This is a genomic window from Bacillus sp. FSL L8-0199, from assembly GCF_038005705.1.
In the GTDB taxonomy this organism is placed as follows: domain Bacteria; phylum Bacillota; class Bacilli; order Bacillales; family Bacillaceae_G; genus Bacillus_A; species Bacillus_A cereus.
Window position 1 is genome coordinate 149,900 of record NZ_JBBOTS010000004.1, and the last position, 20,134, is coordinate 170,033.

The window sequence follows — 20,134 nt, forward strand, 5'->3', positions numbered from 1 at the left end:
CATGTAAAAGGTGGTAATGGCTTTATCAGTTACAGCACTTGCGGCATGTGGAGATAATCGTGATCCTGAAGAAGTTGCTACAGCATATTTCGAAGTTGCAAAAGAAGGAAATGTAAAAGATTTTGGAGAGTTATTCACTCCTGAAGCGAAGAAAATCGTTGCTATTGTGGGCGGAAATGCAGGACTAATGAAATCAGTTAGCAAGGATCTTAAAAGCTACAAAATTCGAAAAGTTGAAAAGAAAAATGAAATTGCTACAGTAACTGTTGATGCTGTATATAAAGGTAATCCTAAAAAAGTAATCTTAATTGAAGTAGAGAAAAAGAACGAAGGTTGGAAAATTAGTAAATCATAAAAAAATGGTCTAGAATTCTAGACCGTTTTTTTAGTTTCCTCAATAATCTTCTTCTTCGAAATCACGTAGACTAGCAAGCAATTCTGTAAATGTTGAGCAAACAGGATGTATTGCTTTTTCCATGTCCTCTTCTTCATGATCCCAAAATACGATTGTTGGTGATGTGGGATTGTTACGATAGTCGAAGCATAAGAAATTCCCGAAAGGGTCATTTGCGAAAGGATATATGTTGTCTAATAATTCTTCTTTTACATCTTCGTAATTTTTAACAATTGAATACTCATCTTCCATATGGAAGGTCAATAAATCATTGAATACATTTTCATCTTGTCCTGGTACATCAAATATTTTAGGACGAGGGTAACCTCCGTCGTATTCTTTCACACATTCAATAAAATCATTAGGTAGTTTAATGTTTAAGCATTTTTCTACTTGTTCGATTTCATAATCTGTAACTTTTTCTATACTTACACCGACCCATACAATGTTATGCATTAATAAACCTCCCTATTTTTCTCCGTCTTTACCCCAAATGTTATATCAACCCGTGTGACCAGTCTGCTTATGTAATTTCGCGTCTACAAGCTGCATTCTGCCTGTGTCCTGATGGTGATGCCATGTATATGTTTTGGGTTTCTGACCATTTTTAAATAATTCAATTTCCTCTGCTGTAAATTTAGCAGCTAGTTTTGGATCTTTTAATATTTGTTCGTATAAAAGCTTATTACATATTCTATCATGAGTAGGCCTTGATTTTTTAAAGTCAACTTCTTTTAATTTTACTTCAGCAAAAGCATCGAAAATAGGGAATCCATTTAAGTCATACGGTATACCTGAAACTGGATGTTTATCTCCAGCTAATTCACCCATTCTTAACCTAATTGTCTTTGGACCATTTTTACCTTCATAAGTATAGGTGGCAGCTTTCTGTAAATATTGTTGTGTACTACCGACACCTGCATATGAAAGATGATTACCAGCTTTAAATTCATAGTTAATTAATATGTGTAATGCATTTCTGTATGCCGGAGAATTAATTACAAGTGATTTTCCTTTTGTAAAACCTGTAATAGCAGCTACCTTCCCTACTTGTCCTGCTTTACTAAGACCCTTATCACCCAGAAACCCGAGTCCTAAAGTTGCTACACCATAAGCTACATAATGCTCTCTACTTTCCATATCTCCATTCCAAAATTTATTCATAAATGTATCTGATACAGTGTTCCATGCAGCAGGAATAGTCTCCCTATAGTTTACAATCGCATCTCGCATATTCAGCCAGGTTTCTTTATCACCTAAGGATATTAGTCCCTCCCACGCATCCACTGCACCATCTACAAAGCCAGTAGAAATACCAGTCCACGCAGCATTTAAATCTTTTTTATTGAAAAATGACTCTTCTGATTTTGGAGGGCGTTTTCCACACATGGCATCTTCTTGAATATCAGAATCAACTAAATTTCCGCCATACAATTCATCCGCTTCTCGAAATTTAACAGCTGCACGTTCTAATTCTACTGCAATTTTATCTAATTCTTGCAAAATGTTAAACATCATTGGCTTGGCTTCATTAAACATCTGATAGAAACGATCACTGCTTGCTCCGCTCCACTGAGAAGCTATATATTCAGTTTGAGAGTATAAATCTTTATGTATATATTCTAATGATGATCTCGTATTTCTTATAGTTTTAGCAGCTTGCTCTAATTGTTCAGGTGTTACCTTAATCTGTGTACTCATTCCATCCCTTCTTTGCTTGTATATTAAGAAAATTATAACCTATCACTGATTTATATACGGTTATTACTTGAAAATCACCAGCTTGAAAAGCAAAAGTATACTCTCGCTTTATATAAATAGATATATTCATTACTATTGAAAATTAATATGAGGTGCATCAACTCTACAGAAAAATTGACCCAAAAATAAAAATATGTTATCTTTACAGTAGAACATATATATTGAATGCATATTTAATGTATATAAAGTATAGCACTTAACTTAATTGCATAAACTAAAAAGACAGGATGCTGGAAACATCCCGTCCAATATGTAACTGCCGCTGTAAGGTGGTTGGTTGCAAGTTTTTAGTTATTTTCTTTTTGAACCACCTTTTGTCTTGCCGGACGCGGTGGTTCTTTTACGTTTATTATTACTTTTAACTAACTTATTTGCATAAGCAGTTGCATAAGTTGTTACGAATACTGTAATGAATAGCTTCGTAGCATCTTGTAATAATTGAAGTAAAAAATCCATATCGGTTACACCTCCTTTCCCTCTTTAATTAAGAGAAAGAAAGGGTGCAACCTCCCACCGCACGTCTTCAGTTACTATCTACATTATACCATAACCCCTACTGTATTAGGATATATTAAATTAACCCTTTTAATTTTGATAGTAGCTTTAAATTTGAAAAAGAAGTTTCTTAGTATGTAGACTAATATCTAACATTAGTTAGTTTACTATAATATAAATATGTATACTTAAAGTTTTCTTTTTCGTAATTTATTTTCTATGTTTTATATCAAATTACTTTCTTCTATTGAACGCCTCTCATACTATTAAGTAAATAATACCTTATTTTCCAAAAATATCAATATTATAGATTGTGAAACTTTTTCTCTTATAATCAGTTCCTTTTTTTGTAATAACAGCAATTTTGACTGAACAAACAAAAAAACGACCTCTCAAATTCGCTTGTAAACGTCATTTGTGTTTAAGCTAATGCAATTAGACCTAATAGTTTATAAGTTTCTTAAAAGCAAAAATAGACCCCTTATAACGTTTTTTGTTTTTTGGGGATCTATTTCCTCTGAAATTTCTATTCTTCTATGTCTTCTTTTACTTCTGCGGTTAAAATGTCTTCAGCAAACTTCTTGTAGCCATTATACCCTTTCTTTTCAGCCTTTTTCTTTATTGCTTCCAATACCTTTTCATCAAGGTATAGACTTAAATGCTGCTTTTTTTCTTTCGACTCCTCTTTTGATCTATTTTCAATTCTTTCTTTGAAAATTTCCAAATCGGATTTTAAGTATAATCGTTCAGTAGATTTCCCTTTAGCAATCTCTTTAAAGGGCAATATCCCATCTTTAGCCGCATTATGAACGTAAGTCTTAGATTTATTTAGAAATTCAGCTGCCTCTTTTAATGTTAAAGAGTCTTTGTATAATTCCTCTAGCTTTTTTACGTCTTCTTGCTCAAAACGATATCCGCCATCTGCTTTCCAGGTAGCCAGATTGATAGGTTCGATCTGTTTATACTTAATTAAATAGCCTAATTGATTTTTGGTTAAACCTACCCTATCGCATACCTCTTCTAAAGATAAATAGTCCATTTCTCACCTCATCCGAAACTCTCACTCTAGCTGTTGTTTGAATTTTCTTAGTTGATACTTTGTTAAACCTGTTTCTTTTACTACATCTGTGATTGAGTACTCCTTATACTGAAGATACTTAAATGGATTTTCCATATAACGTTCTCGTACTTTATTAAATGTACTCTTTTTCGACAAAGAATTCAATTGCTCTCCTTTTTCTCGTATGGAATCGAAAATGGGACAACCTTTACAATGTTTGTAGTTTCTCTGTTTTGCCTGTTCTTGCTCATCTGTACAATTCACTGATAGGTTGTTCAGAGGGCAAATTGAACAATGGGTACTTTCTAAATTGTGGATTTCATGTAAAATTTTCAGACGAAGATGAGTCAAAAAAATCTCCTCCTACCGCATTTGGATTGAAATGTACAAAAAAATCAATTAAACATTTCCATTATACATCATCTAAATAGAAACGTTAAATTTTAAGGCGAATATAAATATTTAATCATTTCATTTTATACCACAATAAATAATCTATTTATTGTGGTATAATTAGAATCATAAAAACTTATATAAAAAAATTTGTTTAATATTTCATTCTATAAAAGGTTGTGTTTAAATTTGAATATTATAAATTACGAACATAATAACCAAATTGTAAAATCAAAATCAGATTTTTTTGATAGCAGTCATTTTGAAAAAATTATGGGTTTAGGTATCCGTAATATTGACTACTCCCAATTAAGTGAAGAATCATTGGTTTATTTATTTTTACACGATGAGCCTTCTTTAACGAAAAAAAGAAGTGAGCGAACAAAACAACAGTATCTGCACGATCTTTCTCATTTTCTTCGCTACATAAAAGAAACAATCGGAACCATCCAGGAGTTATCCCATAATGACATGGAAATCTACTTCTATGAATTAAGTAAGAAATATGCTGCCACTACATTACGTAAAAAGAAAACAGTAGTTCAGCAGTTTTTAAAATATGTGTATGATAATAACGGACTCTCAGACAACTTTAGTAGTCGCCTTAAAAAAGTATCCGTAAAAAAAGAAGAGCTAGTCAATCGTGACCTTTATCCAGAAGAAGTTACCCAGATATTAGATGAACTGAAAAAATCCAACTATTTTGTTTACACTGCATTTTTCCTGTTAACTACAACAGGACTACGGATCGAAGAAATCGCAACTGCAAAATGGGCAGATTTGGTCTATCATTCATCTTTAAGTGCCTATCTACTTCGTGTTGTTGGTAAAGGGAATAAAAGTAGGGAAGTTCGCATCTTTGAAGATACATTGGATGCTTTATGCCATGTTCGAAGTTTACGTAAACAAACAACAGAACTAGATGCATCGAGTACCTCCGCTTTTCTCCCTAAAGCTGATGGATCTAATTATCGAGCGGACTATCTCTCTTCTCTTGTGGCCAAAAAAATAGAAGAAATAAATTTAGATTTTCTGCGTTACCGACAGGATAGAATCACTCCTCACACTTGTAGGCATTTCATGGCTAATTACTTAATGGAAAAGGGTGTTGAATTAAAAAAAATAAGGGACTATTTAGGGCATGAATCTATCATGACTACAGAACGTTATTTAAGAGAGCGTACAAGACGTCAAAACTTGGCCACAATAGATATAGGAAATTCATTATTTTAGTAAGTATATATAATAGGAAGAAACTCGATTTAACGTTTCGATTTCTTCCTGTTTTTTTGCCCATAGAACTCTAAATATTTCTCTATCATCATAACATTTAAACTAATTATTACAAAGAAAATTAAATTATGACTTATTATTAGTCATTAGGACACAATTTACCTTTTCTGTTTTACACTAACTTTATAAATCAGAAAGGAAAAGGTGATGATATGTCCCATCTAAGCAAACGACTTGCTGAATTGAGAAAAAAACAAGGATATACCCAATCCGATATATCACATCGCCTAAACATTGCCCGCACTACTTATGCAAATTGGGAATATGGGAAAGCTGATCCTGATGCAGATTCCATCATGAAGCTTGCTGAAATACATAATGTCTCCATAGATGAACTATTCGGGCGAAATGCACCCCTCGAAAGTAAATTAGAATTAATTAAAGTAGCAATATCCGATTTGCCTCCACAAAAACAGCAAGAAGTGTTAGAGGTTCTTATTGACTACACCTACTTCATAAAAAAGCATTTTGCCAAATGAATGTAAAATTATTTTTCAGCATATTTTATATGATACGTGATTTAAATGCACTTGTTTAATATTAGCCTGTAAAAAGGGGCTACACATTTTCAATGCCCCGCCCTCGCGGAATAATCTTTGGAAACCCTTGTGTTATCAGTAGATTTGATAACACAGGGGTTTTTGCAACTTTACTAACAATATAGTTTAAAATTTTGATTTCGTATTAGCTATCAGTTTGTGAATGTTTCACAAACTTTTCTTGTATTTCGAATTTGATATTTAGGAAATATCCCTAAAAACAACAAATGCGATTGCCTCCTATGAGACAATCGCATTCTAATTATTTAAAGGTTAACCCATCCCACTTCCAGGGTCACCCATTCTAGCTAATAATTGTTCTGAATCTTTTTTTACTAAATTGTTTGGTTGCTCTTTACTATCAACAACAGTGTAAACAATTCCTGCTGCTAATACAATACTTGTTACTACAAATAATAATTTCTTCATATAGCACCACCCTCGTACATTATACCATTTTTATTAAATTCTACCACTATTTTTTTAGGGAACCTACAATAGAACCTATTACCAGCACACTCTAGTAACACAATCGACTTTTCAATTAATGAAATATCATTCTTTGCTATTCCTAAATAACAATATTGCATCGGAGTTAGCATCCCATTTTTCTTTTCTAAATCACTCAGGATCTCAACTGCATTTTTGTAATTCCCCTTAATGATTTCTAAAAAAGACTTTTCTGCAGAATGATATATAACTATATTCTCTAATTCTTGCTTATTTACTAACTTAATGAAAGCATATGTGTTAAGAATTGATAGCTTTCTATGCTTTTCCCTTTCAAAATTACATGCTCCCAACTGCTTCAGTGCCTTTTTCATATACCAAGATGCACTATCATAGCAATCGAAAGTATATGACTCTGCTATATATGCGAGTGCGGATGCCCTTAAAAGATGGAAACAATCTTTAGAGTCATCTATTGCTAAAATCTCCTGACACAAACTCCTACACATTTCAAGATTATCTTGTACTAAATAGGCATATGCTAACCCTTCTTTAATCCTACCTAGATAAGATGACCTAATAAAACTATCAGTAATTGCATCTACATCTGGAAGTAACATTTCAGCATATTTGAACAGAGAATTATAGTTTTCTAAATCATACATAGTGTAGTAAGTTAGTATACCACATAAGACCTTCATCTCGTTTGTCTTAATTATCTTACTACCTTTATGATCTTCAAGCTTAGATAATAATTCCTGCTTTTTAATTGTCCCATTACTTCTAAGTAATACCAATTCATATACATAAGCCCATTCCCTATTCATTGCAAGTGAAGACTTTCTTTCCTGTTCTACTAATAGCTTAAGAAGTGATAAATCACCTTTTGCATTGGCGTATTCCATAGCAATTCTTAAGTTCTTCTTGCTTGTTGTGACAGAACAGAAGGTGTGTAACATCTTTCGTTGTTTATCAATATCACCCGCATACAATAGCTTCAATAATTTAATTATATTCCAAAATCCAAATTGATTTTTCCCTGTTAAATTCTTCGAAAGCGTTCCTGAAGAAATTCCAATTATTTTAGCGATATCCTCTTGATTTTTCCTTTGGAAATCAATCTCATCAATAATTTTACTCAAGAATTTGTTTAATGTTTGTTCTGAAATTTTATCTTCTCTCTTAAGTGTTTCATTCATAAAATTCTCCCTTCTAAAAAAACAAGAATTCCTCAATATCCCTCGATATATTTATAAAACCCAATATCATTATATCCGATTCTAATATAAGCGTATCGAAAAAAATGTCGTTTTTTGTCGATATAAGAAGATAATTAATTATGCAATTATGCATAATTGTAAGGCAATACAAACGAAAAGGACTCGAATAAATCGAATCCTTTTTTCTCTATTTCTTAACTTCAGCCCATTTATAGTTGAATTCTCCACCAAAATCATTTGTCACAATACCTTTTATAGAAGAGCGCTGTAAATACGATCTTCCTTGCTGGAATAAAGGCGCTACTGCCCCGTCTTCTAATAATATTTTCTCTGCTCGTTTCAATGTCTCCCAACGTGCATTTTCATCACCAGCTAAGTCTGTTTTCACTTGCTGAATTAGTTCATCATATTGTTTATTTGAATACTTATCAAAGTTATATGTACTATCTGTAGTAAACAAATCTAAAAATGTAATCGGATCAGGAATATCTGGTCCCCATACATCAACACCTAAATCATAATCACTATTTAGAAGCAACTGAATTTGCTGTTTGCGTGGCTGTGGTTTAACATGGACCGTTAATCCCTCTAAATTCTTTTCTAGTTCACCTTTGAAATACTCCGCATTTTTCTTGGCTATTGCATTATCACTTGTTAGCATTTCTAGTGTTATCTGTTCTTTTTTTAGTTCTTGTCTTGCTTTTTTCCAGCTCTCTTTCGCTGCATTTACATCATCTTTTACTAAATCCCCATTTTCTTTTCGGAAGTCTTTTCCGTCAGATCCTTTAGCAAAATTAGCTGGTATAAAACCAACTGCAGGAAGGGAACCATTGTTTAACACTGTATCTACAAAAGCTTTCTTATTCATTGCTTGACTAATTGCCAAACGAGCATGTTTATTTTTTAGCACCTCATTTTTTTGATTCATACGTAAAAACTGCATAGTTACTTCAGGTCGCTCTTTGAAATCAGAACTATTTTTATATTTATCTACAAACTCTCCTGTTAGTCCTACACGGTCAATTTGACCTGACTCATATAAATTTATCTCTGTTGATTTATCTTTAACAATATCAAAGTTAATTTTGTCTAATTTTACAGCTTTAGCATCCCAATAATTCGGATTCTTTTTCAACTGAAAACCTTGTTCATGCTTCCAATTATCCAGAGTAAACGCTCCGTTATAAACCAATTGATTTGCTTCTAAGCCATACTGCTTTCCTTGTGATTCAAAATATTTCTCGTTAATAGGTAAAAATGTTGCAAACGTTGTCAAATCAATGAAATAAGGGACAGGCTGCTCTAATTGCACCTCAAATGTTTTATCATCAATTGCTTTTACCCCTAGCTGATCTACAGGTAGCTCTTTACTATTAATTCGCTTTGCATTTTTTATATCAAAGAATAGAAATGCATATTCCGAGGCTGTATTAGGGTTCACAGCACGTTTCCAAGAGAATACAAAGTCTGCAGCTGTTACAGGTGTTCCATCGGACCATTTTGAATCTCTAAGATGGAATGTGTATGTTTTTTTATCTTTACTCACTTCATAAGATTTTGCCACACCAGGAATTAATTTGTTATCTTCTCCTAGTATGTACAGACCTTCAAACACATTCCGCATTACATTCATTGATTCACTATCCGTTGCCTTCGTTACATCCATTGTTGGGATCTCCGCTATATACGGTAAACTAATGGACTGTTTTGTTTCATTCTTGTCAATTGCTTTTGCATTATTTTTTGCTTCTTTATCTTCACTACTACAAGCTGTTAGTAGCAGACTGGCTCCTATAATAGAAGCTACAATCGATGTAACTTTTTTAAGCATCTTACTTTCTTCCTCTCCATATTTACGGTTTAATTAATCAGATTATCTATATATTGAACTTTATGGACTATACGGATATAGAGTCTCTTTCTCTAATAGTATTCAGGCGTCTTTAGTATCATATACGTAATATCTAAACATTAAACCTCTTATTACTTTACCATTAAAACCGTAGCATTCTAGAGATTATTATGTCAATCACTAAAATTTATTTTAAATTAAGTATCATTCTATTAAAAAATAGCCTGATTATATTTTTTAAAATTAGGTGTACCGCTAGCATATCGGAAAAAACACGCTAAACAAAAAATAAAATAAGCCATCCATTTGGACAGCTCATTTACATAATTATCGATTTTTATTTATCACAGACTACATAAACTTTAGATTAATTTCTCTGTAGTAATTTTAATGTTCTATACATTGAATCAAAGAAATGATGAATATCTTCTTTTTCAATTACCCAATCGCAACTCGCATCATCAGTTAAATCTGCGCGCGTTTTTCGCCAAGGGTACTCCATATGTGTTAAGTCTTCTAAAAATTTCGCTTCAAATTTACTATATTTATCCCATATCCAATGTAATATACTCAACTGATCAGATGTTAAACCTAAATCATGGATAGATACATTAAAATCCTTATCAATTCTCTTCGAACCATATGATTTATAGCGATGGTATAAATCAGGTATTACTGGACCATGTTGCCATGCTTGGAAATTATCTTCAAATAAATCGTGTCCAGTGAAAGCGTGGCTCCATCCCTGAGCAAAATACATTAATTTCTGAAGTTTTAAAGGAGAAACTCTTAAATCGTCTTCATCTCTCTCATTAAATTCTTGCCCTTTTATAATAAAAAACTTCTCTACTGATTCTATAGAAGTCATTTGCCATTCATCATCTATATTTTCTATATTTAATAAAGTAAGCCTATCATCTAATCCCTTTAATAACTCACCCGATTTTACTGTATCTAATAAAAAAGATAATCTTTCTTCAAGTGCTTTTTTAGGTTTATCTTCAAGTTCATCACGATAATTATCAAATGCTCGTTTCATCGCGCGTGGATCTAAATATGTTTTAAAATGAGTATCATGTTTTTTCGTCTGTAAACTTCCATGTTCATATCGAGAGATAGTAGCCGGGCTCCATCCAATTAATTTAGCCATTACACGCGTACTAACCTGATAAAGTTCCTTACGAACATAATAAAAATCTTCTGCTTTTAGCATATCTTTCTTTTCCTGATATTTACGATAAATCTTATTATAGTTTCTATCTGTTAATTCATCGTTATCTGTGTACTGTCCACATTTAGTACACTCATAACGTTCAGCATCATATATGATAGTTTCGCCATGCAATTCAACTTTATCTTTAACAATTTTATGTTCAACCGGAGTTCGTTCAAAACAATGAACACAGAATTTTAATTGTAACGTCATATCTTTTTCCTCCTGTTTTTCATGCCCCCTCATGATTCCTTGAGGGGGTATGTGATTGTACGATCTGGTTCATGAAAAGAAACACAACAGGTAAAAGGACCATCATTGTCTTCAATAAAACTAAACTTAATATAAACTTCCATCGTTTTATTTCCAGTAACAACCTTTCCAAATTCCCACATATCACTACTTCGCAATCGTGGGGGAACATTACTGCTACCATTTGGATTTGGTCCTCTGTAATAATCTTCATAAGTTAGTTCTTCTTCAACAATCCGTCTTACATCTGCGGGTCTAAATCCTAATTCCAACAAAGTAGCTTCATTCTTATCTCTTTGTGCTAAAAGGATAAAATGGTCATTTCCCCGATTAATGCAATCAACAATCTTCTTTAAAATATCTTCAACCTGGGCCTGTGTAGCTCCGTTGAATGCTGCCAATAAAACCACATCCAATATTAAGACTAGTGTTCTCAGTCATACAATAATTTATTCAAGGATAACACTTTTTGTTATCCGTTAATAACATTTTATCACAAATTATAAACATTTGATATAAATACAGAGCAAAACAATAAAAAATAATTACTTAATTTTTTCGTTCTATGTGTTGATTTGAAATAAAGTCGCGATGTTTTGAATAATGTTGCGATATTATTGCTTTAACGGAAATTATTTTGGTAGGCTTAATAATACAAGGGGGGTTGAAACAAATGATATCAGGATTTATGAATCATAATAATAAAAAATGTTTATTTAAACTGAAAGATTTTACACTTGAAATCGAGGAAATTGAAAATCGAGATAAAGTGTTTGAGGAAGATTTTAAAGAATTATTTGGTATTAATCCTAAAAAGGATGAAACCAATGTTTTACGTGGAAAAGATTTTAATGGCAAGGAAATAATCTTCCATGTAGGTAACGTGAGAAAAAGAACATTTAAATCCTATGGATGCAAGGTTTTTTGGTATATTATTTTTAATAAAGATGAATCACCATTCGATGCACTTCAAATAAACGCAGAAGAACTGAATTGGTTTTATAATGTTCGAAATGCATATGACTACAACTATGATCATAAGACAGGTCAAACGACTGTTGATATTAAACCGTTTGAATCATTAGAAAAAAAGTTTAGCTTTACATTTAACAGTACAACAGTAAATGGAGATTTAAACATTACACGCAATATTAAAGATATGGATACTTCACCTCTTCACTTGTTTACTTCTTTAAACTTTGAGTTTGAAGAGACCGATGATTACGAAAAATTATATCATTTAATAAGTATTTTAAATGACTTCCTAGCTTTTATCTCGTATAGAAGAAATATATCTGTTGATTCAATATATCTTAAAAAAAGAGATGACGAAACAGGTCTATACGATAAGATAGGACAAGTCTTTATAATTAAAGATGATATTTTTGAAGAATCAGAAAAAATCATCCGTAATAGAATCATTCAATTTCCACTAATAGAAGAGAATATCGGGAATTTATTTAACATGCTTGTACAAAATAAAATCTATCTCACCCATATACCTGAAAACTCAATTGATAGAAGGAGAATTACAGCGTCACGTTTTATAATGATCACGGCAGGGTTTGAATGGCAATTTAAATTATCCTTTAAAGATGAAAGTAAAAATAGTGAAGATAAATACAGGGTTCAAAAAGAAGAGCTTTTAACCTTCTTAGATGAAAAGATAGAAATAAACACTGGGAAAAAGAAAAAGTTCTTTAAAAGCTATAAAAAATTTGTATTAAATAGTGATATGACTCTAGAGGAAAAAATCAATTGGGCTTTTAATAAATTCGATAATGTTCTAGAATTATTTATTAAAAACTTATACAGTATAAATAATCTAGAAAAACCTACCTATGGAGATATGGCTGAAAGAATTGCAAAACAAAGGAACAACTATGCACATGGTAATATTGATAAAGAACTGAATTCATTGGTAATTCTTGATTTATTAGCTTTAGAGTGGCTTAATTACACTATGGTATTAAACGATTTAGGTATACCAGGAGACAACATAAAACATGTTATTAATGATTTATTTAATTTGAATATAGCACTATAAATAAAGAACTTTTTTAAATAATATTTAAACAAACAGGTGCATTAGTGACATAAGAAGCATTAAATTAATCAAACTTTTTTATAAAAACAGTTCTAAAAATAAAAGAAAGCTATCGTTTTGATCAATCTTTATTCAAAACGATAGCTTTTTATATGCAGTGAAATTAAGAGTTTAGAGTGACTTTTAATCAAACTTTATTTTAAAGCTACACTATGGACTTATACATTTTTTATACATCTCTATTATGGCGCGGTTTTAGGTTTCTCGTTTGTTACTGAATTAGCCAAAAAACTATATAAAATCTCGCATACTCTTAGCGTAGGTGCTCTTTTTTTAATATGCAATAAACTTTGTTTGTAAAATGTACTATTCAATGTCACAAAGAAAAGCCATCAATATAGATGGCTTTTCTTAATTATATGCAATAGGAAGAATGAACTTACTTAACTAACTGTTGTTGGATTTGCTTAATTAAAATTTCAGCCCCTTTAGGACTTAAAACGATTTGACCATTTGCCAATGATATATTTTTTTCTGAAATATCACCAGTTATTGCACAAGCATCATAAGTTTTGTATTTCTGTAAAATAATCTTTTCTTCTTCTACAAATATTTCCATAGGATCTTTTTCTGCAATTCCTAACGTTCTTCTTAACTCTTTCGGAAGAACAATTCGCCCTAATTCATCTATTTTTCGTGTAACACCCGTTGATTTCATGTTTATACCACCTTTTCTTTTTTCTAACTAATAATTACATATGAACAAGCGAATTCAATGATGTTTTTCTGGTATCCTCTGCATGCAATACTACAATTATATCTCTAAATTGCTTTGTCGTCTTTTATCTTGTTTTCTCTTTCTTTAGAATTTAGCGTAAGTCATTATTTTTTCTAGCTCACTTTGTACGCATTATAATCTGTGGTATAACGTTTTTTCTTCCTGTATATATATTCCTTTTTATAATTAAATTGTTAGGGATTCAATAGTAATGCTATTATATATCTATAAATAGGTTATTTCCGTTTTATTAAGTAAAGGAGCGATTACTGTTGAAAATGACAAAAGGAGATGCAATACTTCGCTTACTGACAGAAATTAAATTAGAACTGAAAGAAACAAAAGAAGCTATTGAAAAACTTGATGAGAGAATAGCTAAAATAGAAAAGCAAACACTTCCAACAAATTTATCTAAACCCGCTTTAAATAATAGAAAAGAAAAAGATTGGAAATATCCTTCTAAGATGAAATGAATCAGAGGGATATTTTTCATTTTAGAATAAACAATTTTTATCATTTAATGGAGATGTTACAATATAAATTGTACGATGAACATAATTTTCTTTCTTACTACCACACAAAATTCCCCCCTGGCTCTTGCTAGGGGACAACTTGTGTATACAGTATTAATTGCATCATAAGTATACACAAGTTATAATAGTCACCTAATTACATATGAAGAGGTGCAAAAATGAATAAGACAGAATTAACAAAAGTAGTAGCGGAAAAAACAGAACTTACACAAAAAGATGCAGCTGCAGCAACACAAGCTGTATTAGATACGATAACAAGCGCTCTAGCTAACGAAGAGAAAGTACAAATTCTTGGATTTGGTACATTCGAAGTACGTGAAAGATCTGCACGTACAGGACGTAACCCACAAACAGGAGAAGAAATGCAAATTGCGGCTTCAAAAGCACCTGCTTTTAAGGCTGGAAAAGAATTAAAAGAGGCAGTGAAATAATTTTACATAGTCAATAGGGTTTGATATTCTTATCAGCCCCTTTTCAATATTCTTGTTGTGCATAAAACAAAAAGTATCAATCGAAAAGTACATCTTAATAAATCTAAATCTTTATATATAAACATTTAGATTATTGTTATAATAAAATTAACCAAGAAGCATCCAACGATTTTTGATTAATCACTACATTTTCTTTAGAGCTAAATCAACATAAAAGAAGAGACACTGCATAGTGTCTCTTCTTTTATGTTTCGTGCCTTTAATCAATAGTAAGAGGATATATATCTATTCCCTCTTATTGCTGATTTGTGTTAGAATTGCTGCTCCCACAAGCAGAATATCTGAAAGACACTCGTATAAGAGTGTCTTTTCTTTGCAAAAAATTATTTTTAAACAAAAACTCTTTATAAAAGAACGCAAGTTCGTATATAATAAGAACAAACGTTCTTTTGATTTAGGGAGGAATAACAGTGTATGACTATTCTATCTTACCGAATAGAATCATCTTATGTGTGGATTTACGTAGCTTTTACGCTTCAGTAAGTTGCATCAAAATGGGGTTAGATCCTATGTATACAAAATTGGCAGTAGTCGGTGATGTAAATAGAAATGGATCAATTGTTCTAGCTGCCACTCCACCATTAAAAGCATTGGGTGTAAAGAAGATGGCCAGATTATACGAGATTCCTCGCAGAAAAGACATTATTGTTGTAAATCCGATTATGGGAACATACATTAAATGCTCTAATTACATAACAAAGCTAGCTTTACAGTACGTTCCTATTGAGGATTTTCACCAATATTCCATCGATGAGTTTTTCATGGATATTACGGATAGTATTCATTTATTTGCTAACGATCCCTATGAATTCGCATTGAAATTTAAACGTGAAATATATGCGAAAACACGAATCGAATGCACAATAGGGATTGGCCCTAACCCTTTAATGAGCAAAGTAGCTTTAGATATTGAAGCAAAGAAGAATCAAAACGGTATTGCTTATTGGAAATATGAAGATGTCCCAACAAAATTATGGAGCATACGACCGCTTAATACATTTTGGGGCATTTCGTACAAAACGGAAGAAAAGTTGAATCGAAAAGGAATACATTCTATAGGAGATTTAGCCAATTACCCTCTTAAATACTTAAAACAGAGCTTCGGTAAGATTGGAGAAGAATTACACTTACATAGCTACGGAATTGACTTTAGTCGCATTTCAGAAAAATATGTTCCTGCCACAACTTCTGTTGGGAAAAGCCAAATACTCATGCGCGATTACACAATAGAGGAATTTCCGATTATTCTACTGGAACATATTGAAGAAGTTTGTTATCGGCTTAGAAGACAAAATAAACTTGCTCAAACCGTTCATTTTTCAGTCGGTTATAGCAAGAGTTATAACGGTGGTATTAGAAAAACACATACTTTAAGTCGTCCAACTAACCTAACAATGGATATTTATAAGATCTGTACATACTTTTTACATCAACAATATACTGGAGAACCCATTCGCAGCATAAGTATTTCTCTAACGAACCTAATCCAAGAAGGAGAGGAACAAATTTCTCTTTTTGATAACCTAACGCAGCGAGAACAAGAAGTAAAATTAACAAAAGTAATGGATGAAATACGCACAAGGTTTGGAAAGAACAGCATATTGCGGGGAATTTCCTACACGCATAGCGCCACAGCTAGATATAGAAACACACTGATAGGAGGACACAAAAAATGAGCAACGCTAATATGCCAAAGGGGCGCGGAATGGTGTTAACAATAGTATAATATATGAGTAGAGATAACGTATACAACGATAGGTAGTTCTCTTTTTTTGTCTCTTTGTAGAAGCTATAATAATAGTAAAAAAGAGATAGTATTTATAGTATAGATAGATTGAACAGTTGGAGGTGGAAAAATGTTTAAAGTACAAAGTATTATTACATCGTTTGGGGAAGAACGTTGGATGGTTTTACATAACAAGGGTGAACCAGTTATCCCAATCATGAAATTTATAAAACATAAGGATTCTTTAGGAAAAGCACCTAATACACTTAAAACATACTGTTATCATTTGAAAATATTCTGGTGTTTTCTAAACGAAAAGAATAAAGATTACAGAGAAGTGGATATAAGTTTATTAACAGAATTTATTCATTGGTTAAGAAAATCAACAGATGATATGAATACTATCTATTTAAATGACACAAAGAAGTTAGCGCACGCTAAAAGAACTGAATCTTCCGTTAACTTAATCGCTAATTGTGTTATTGAATTTTTGGACTACCAATGGCGTAGTGGTCAAATTTTATTTAATGTAAAATCCAAAGTTACAAAAGAAGTCCATAATACAAGGCGGAAGTATCGTAAATTTTTAGATCATATAACACATACCCCAACAACCAAAATTAATATCTTAAAACTTAAGGAACCTAAAAGAAAAATAAAAACCATTACTACTAAGCAGGCCGAATTAATTCATATAGCATGTAATAACATAAGAGATGAGTTAATAATTCGTATTTTATATGAAGGAGGATTAAGAGCTTCTGAGTTATTAAGTTTATGGATAGAGGACTTCAATATCAATGATGGTAGTATCACTGTTAGAGAATCTAAAACACAAGCTGGAGAAAAAAGAAAAGTATATGTATCAAATGAAACAATGAATTTATTCCAAGATTATATTATCGATTACCATACTAATGATGTAGATTCTAACCATGTGTTTATTAATTTAAAAGGGAAAAATAAAGGGCAACCAATGCAATATTGGGCTTTGCAAGCTGTTATACGTATATTGTCTAAAAAAACGAAAATAAACTTTACCGCTCATACACTTAGACATACATGTGCAACACAACTTTATGATCTAGGCATGGACGCTGGTATCATTCAAAAATTATTAGGACATGCCCAGGTACAAACTACTTTAAATATGTATATTCATCCTTCAGAAGAAACTATAAGAAAGTACTGGGATGAAGCCCAGCAGCATAGGAGAATGAGAAAATGAATATCGTAGCTATTAATTCCAATAAAATACAACGTAAAGTTATGAACGACCTTAAAGGTTATTGGGCTTTAGATGAATGGAAAATCGAAGAGTTTCCCCTGCCAGATAGAAGAGGAAAAATTAAAGAAACAAAAAAAATTGTTGATTTCAATAAAATTAGTAATGAATATATTAAACTGGAGATAAAGTACTATTCTTTTTATTCTTTAACCAATGAAATTTGGCTTTTATCCAGCTTTATGGAGAAACATTTTTATAAAATGTACTTTCTTTCAAAATTTTTAGTCGAAAAATTCCCTCAAGTCACATCGATAATTGATATTCCTTACACTACATTATTAGATGAATACAAATTATATCTAACTGAAAATAATAAGCCGTTAAAATACCCCCATCATCGTGGAGGAGAATTTATTTCACCTTATCTTGGAGTATGTAAAAGTTTATATGATTTTTTCTCTAATTATTATGACGAACGACCTGAACATCAAAAAGATAAATGGAATATAAAAAGACTAGGGATTCCATATAATATGTCTCGAAGAGACAGATTTCTTAATTTCACCAGTATAAAATTTCCCTTTCGGGAATTAGTTAAAAAGTATGTAAATCAAACATTACTTATACACCAACAAATTACCTTTGCCACCGCCCAAAATATTTTAAAGAAAATGTATTTGTTTTTTGATTACATTGTAGAAACGTATCCAAAGTGGATAGATTTACAGAATCTACAAAGACAGGACATTGAAGATTTTTTATTTTATGTTAGAAATCGTGAAATGGGAGGAAAGAGTTATACGAAAAATCGTGTTCCTAGTAATCGTCATGTAATAGAGTGCCTTTCAAATGTCAGAAGAATAATTGAATATATGCAAGGTTTTGAATGGAAAGAAGCACCTAAAACCCCTGTTAACAGATTAATATTTCCCGAAGACTTTCCTCGAAGAGAAAAGAAAAACTATCACGAACATGTTAAACATGTGCCAGATTTTATATGGGAGCAAGTGTTGGAAAATCTACATGATTTAGATTCGGAAATTGCACGATTAATAGTCATTATGGAAGCAACAGGATTTAGAGTCTCAGATGTATGTCAGTTACAATTAAATTGTCTAACATATAAGCAAGATGGTTGGTGGTTGGTAGGAGATCAACGAAAAGTAAATGTAAAAGAACATATTGTTCCTATTTCAGAAGAAATTGTGGAAATCGTTAAAATACAACAAGAATATATTAACAATCATGAAAAGAATCATAACAACTTAAATCAATTTTTGTTCCCTGTTCTTACTGGAAAAAATAGAGGGATGGCCTTTTCACAAAAATCGGTTACCTATGCATTAAATCAACTAGCCGAAAAATATAAAATCCTTGATAAAAATGGAGAAATATTTCTATTTAAGAACCATGCTTTTCGACATAGATATGGGGTCAATCTAATTAATAATGGTATGAATATTCTTCATGTACAAAAGTTAATGGCACATACTAGTCCTGAAATGACATTAACTTATGCAAAAATTTCAGATAACACTCTTCGTAGGGAATGGGAAAAAGTTCAAAACTCAGTGCGTATTGACACAACTGGAGAATTAATACAAGCCAGTCTCCCTGAGCAGGCAGAAGAAAACGGTTTGGAACTAGAATGGATTCGCCATAACATGGACTCTATTCGTTTGGATCATGGATTATGCATAAAGAGTCCTAAGGTTAGCTGTGAATTCTTAGATTATTCTTTAGAAACCCCTTGTATTAAAAATAATTGTAGGAGTTTTCATGTAGATACAACATTTTTAGATTACTATAATGCGCAGATATCAAAGATGGAAGAAGATATTATAAAGTATCAAACTAGCGGTCGTATTCGTTCTATTGAATTGATTCAACCAAAACTTAATAAGTATAAGGAAATTAGGGATTCATTGAAAAATGAAATTGGAATTTTCGGTATGCCGAAACATAAACGAGAATATATAGGAGAGGAAAGAAAAATTGATGGTTAACAAACATCCGAATACAACGGGGTTATTGAATCATGCCTCTAAAAAAAAGAGGGAAACACAATATAGAGTGAATGAAGTAATACAGTTAATGGTTAAAGAAGGACAAAAAATTAATTTTAATTCAGTTTCAGAAAAAGCACAGGTTTCAAAAGCATATTTATATAGAGAACCCTTAATCAGAAAAACGATTGAAGACTTACGTCAACAGCAAGAAGGCATACATGATTTTAAGAATATAAAAAGAAGGACATCGGATGCCTCCAAGGATGTAATCATAGAAACTTTAAAGAATAAGCTCAATCTTTTAAAATATAAGAACAAGCTATTAGAAAGTGAAAATGAGCACTTAAAAACACAACTGAAAAAAGATTTAGGAAAGGTTTATGAAAATTTATAAATATGT

Annotated in this window: 21 protein-coding genes; 10 read left to right on the forward strand and 11 right to left on the reverse strand. The window is 31.7% G+C overall.

The window, feature by feature from the left end; all coding sequences use genetic code 11:
• Positions 1 to 16: 16 nt before the first annotated feature.
• Positions 17 to 355, forward strand: coding sequence for a DUF4878 domain-containing protein (locus NST86_RS32480; protein WP_086423611.1), 339 nt, complete (start codon positions 17 to 19; stop codon positions 353 to 355).
• 39 nt (positions 356 to 394) lie between these two features.
• On the opposite strand, the gene NST86_RS32485 is transcribed toward NST86_RS32480, so the two are convergent.
• The 5 genes from NST86_RS32485 to NST86_RS32505 all read right to left on the reverse strand — a co-directional run bounded on the left by NST86_RS32485 (position 395) and on the right by NST86_RS32505 (position 4,061).
• Positions 395 to 850, reverse strand: coding sequence for an SMI1/KNR4 family protein (locus NST86_RS32485; RefSeq protein ID WP_086423610.1), 456 nt, complete (start codon positions 848 to 850; stop codon positions 395 to 397).
• A gap of 45 nt (positions 851 to 895) precedes the next feature.
• Positions 896 to 2,095: a WXG100 family type VII secretion target gene (locus tag NST86_RS32490; protein WP_086423609.1), complete on the reverse strand. Its 1,200-nt coding sequence runs from the start codon at positions 2,093 to 2,095 to the stop codon at positions 896 to 898.
• Positions 2,096 to 2,446: 351 nt separating this feature from the next.
• A complete protein-coding gene (locus tag NST86_RS32495) occupies positions 2,447 to 2,611 on the reverse strand; it encodes a hypothetical protein (RefSeq protein WP_000346798.1) in 165 nt (54 codons plus the stop codon).
• Positions 2,612 to 3,176: 565 nt separating this feature from the next.
• A complete protein-coding gene (locus NST86_RS32500; RefSeq protein ID WP_340935344.1) occupies positions 3,177 to 3,689 on the reverse strand; it encodes a helix-turn-helix domain-containing protein in 513 nt (170 codons plus the stop codon).
• 21 nt (positions 3,690 to 3,710) lie between these two features.
• Positions 3,711 to 4,061: a hypothetical protein gene (locus NST86_RS32505; protein WP_000149387.1), complete on the reverse strand. Its 351-nt coding sequence runs from the start codon at positions 4,059 to 4,061 to the stop codon at positions 3,711 to 3,713.
• Between the two features lie 231 nt (positions 4,062 to 4,292).
• Here NST86_RS32505 and NST86_RS32510 point away from each other — a divergent pair, with 231 nt between their 5' ends.
• A complete protein-coding gene (locus NST86_RS32510) occupies positions 4,293 to 5,336 on the forward strand; it encodes a tyrosine-type recombinase/integrase (RefSeq protein ID WP_076868469.1) in 1,044 nt (347 codons plus the stop codon).
• A 212-nt stretch (positions 5,337 to 5,548) separates the two neighbouring features.
• On the forward strand, positions 5,549 to 5,875 hold the full coding sequence (locus tag NST86_RS32515; protein WP_076775908.1) for a helix-turn-helix domain-containing protein: 327 nt from the start codon (positions 5,549 to 5,551) through the stop codon (positions 5,873 to 5,875).
• A gap of 333 nt (positions 5,876 to 6,208) precedes the next feature.
• On the opposite strand, the gene NST86_RS32520 is transcribed toward NST86_RS32515, so the two are convergent.
• From NST86_RS32520 to NST86_RS32540, 5 genes are all read right to left on the reverse strand, one after another.
• Positions 6,209 to 6,364, reverse strand: coding sequence for a hypothetical protein (locus tag NST86_RS32520; RefSeq protein WP_340935346.1), 156 nt, complete (start codon positions 6,362 to 6,364; stop codon positions 6,209 to 6,211).
• Positions 6,361 to 7,584, reverse strand: coding sequence for an AimR family lysis-lysogeny pheromone receptor (locus NST86_RS32525; protein WP_340935347.1), 1,224 nt, complete (start codon positions 7,582 to 7,584; stop codon positions 6,361 to 6,363). The genes NST86_RS32520 and NST86_RS32525 overlap by 4 nt, the downstream gene beginning before the upstream one ends.
• Positions 7,585 to 7,792: 208 nt before the next feature.
• Positions 7,793 to 9,436, reverse strand: coding sequence for a peptide ABC transporter substrate-binding protein (locus tag NST86_RS32530; protein WP_340935348.1), 1,644 nt, complete (start codon positions 9,434 to 9,436; stop codon positions 7,793 to 7,795).
• A 388-nt stretch (positions 9,437 to 9,824) separates the two neighbouring features.
• Entirely contained in the window at positions 9,825 to 10,883 is a 1,059-nt protein-coding gene (locus NST86_RS32535; protein WP_033698245.1) for a type II toxin-antitoxin system antitoxin SocA domain-containing protein, read from the reverse strand.
• Between the two features lie 29 nt (positions 10,884 to 10,912).
• Positions 10,913 to 11,332, reverse strand: coding sequence for a type II toxin-antitoxin system MqsR family toxin (locus tag NST86_RS32540; RefSeq protein WP_002061732.1), 420 nt, complete (start codon positions 11,330 to 11,332; stop codon positions 10,913 to 10,915).
• Between the two features lie 263 nt (positions 11,333 to 11,595).
• On the opposite strand from NST86_RS32540, the gene NST86_RS32545 reads away from it, so the two are divergent.
• Entirely contained in the window at positions 11,596 to 12,969 is a 1,374-nt protein-coding gene (locus NST86_RS32545; protein ID WP_340935349.1) for a HEPN domain-containing protein, read from the forward strand.
• A gap of 439 nt (positions 12,970 to 13,408) precedes the next feature.
• On the opposite strand, the gene NST86_RS32550 is transcribed toward NST86_RS32545, so the two are convergent.
• Complete coding sequence (locus NST86_RS32550; protein WP_000843051.1) at positions 13,409 to 13,687, reverse strand: AbrB/MazE/SpoVT family DNA-binding domain-containing protein; 279 nt, start codon at positions 13,685 to 13,687, stop codon at positions 13,409 to 13,411.
• Between the two features lie 338 nt (positions 13,688 to 14,025).
• Between NST86_RS32550 and NST86_RS32555 the strand changes: the two genes are divergently transcribed.
• The 6 genes from NST86_RS32555 (at position 14,026) to NST86_RS32580 (ending at position 20,128) form a co-directional block, all read left to right on the forward strand.
• The gene (locus NST86_RS32555; protein ID WP_002083794.1) at positions 14,026 to 14,220 is read left to right on the forward strand and encodes a hypothetical protein; all 195 of its coding nucleotides are present in this window, start codon (positions 14,026 to 14,028) and stop codon (positions 14,218 to 14,220) included.
• A 218-nt stretch (positions 14,221 to 14,438) separates the two neighbouring features.
• Positions 14,439 to 14,711 carry an HU family DNA-binding protein gene (locus tag NST86_RS32560; RefSeq protein ID WP_033698476.1) on the forward strand — a complete coding sequence of 91 codons (273 nt, stop codon included), beginning with the start codon at positions 14,439 to 14,441 and terminating at the stop codon, positions 14,709 to 14,711.
• A gap of 470 nt (positions 14,712 to 15,181) precedes the next feature.
• On the forward strand, positions 15,182 to 16,447 hold the full coding sequence (locus tag NST86_RS32565; RefSeq protein WP_340935350.1) for a Y-family DNA polymerase: 1,266 nt from the start codon (positions 15,182 to 15,184) through the stop codon (positions 16,445 to 16,447).
• A gap of 180 nt (positions 16,448 to 16,627) precedes the next feature.
• On the forward strand, positions 16,628 to 17,725 hold the full coding sequence (locus tag NST86_RS32570; protein WP_229136679.1) for a tyrosine-type recombinase/integrase: 1,098 nt from the start codon (positions 16,628 to 16,630) through the stop codon (positions 17,723 to 17,725).
• Positions 17,722 to 19,731 (forward strand): tyrosine-type recombinase/integrase, encoded by a 2,010-nt coding sequence (locus NST86_RS32575; RefSeq protein WP_043937165.1) that lies wholly within the window; start codon positions 17,722 to 17,724, stop codon positions 19,729 to 19,731. Before NST86_RS32570 ends, NST86_RS32575 begins: the two co-directional genes overlap by 4 nt.
• Positions 19,724 to 20,128 (forward strand): DUF6262 family protein, encoded by a 405-nt coding sequence (locus tag NST86_RS32580; RefSeq protein ID WP_000247457.1) that lies wholly within the window; start codon positions 19,724 to 19,726, stop codon positions 20,126 to 20,128. The genes NST86_RS32575 and NST86_RS32580 overlap by 8 nt, the downstream gene beginning before the upstream one ends.
• Positions 20,129 to 20,134 lie beyond the last annotated feature (6 nt).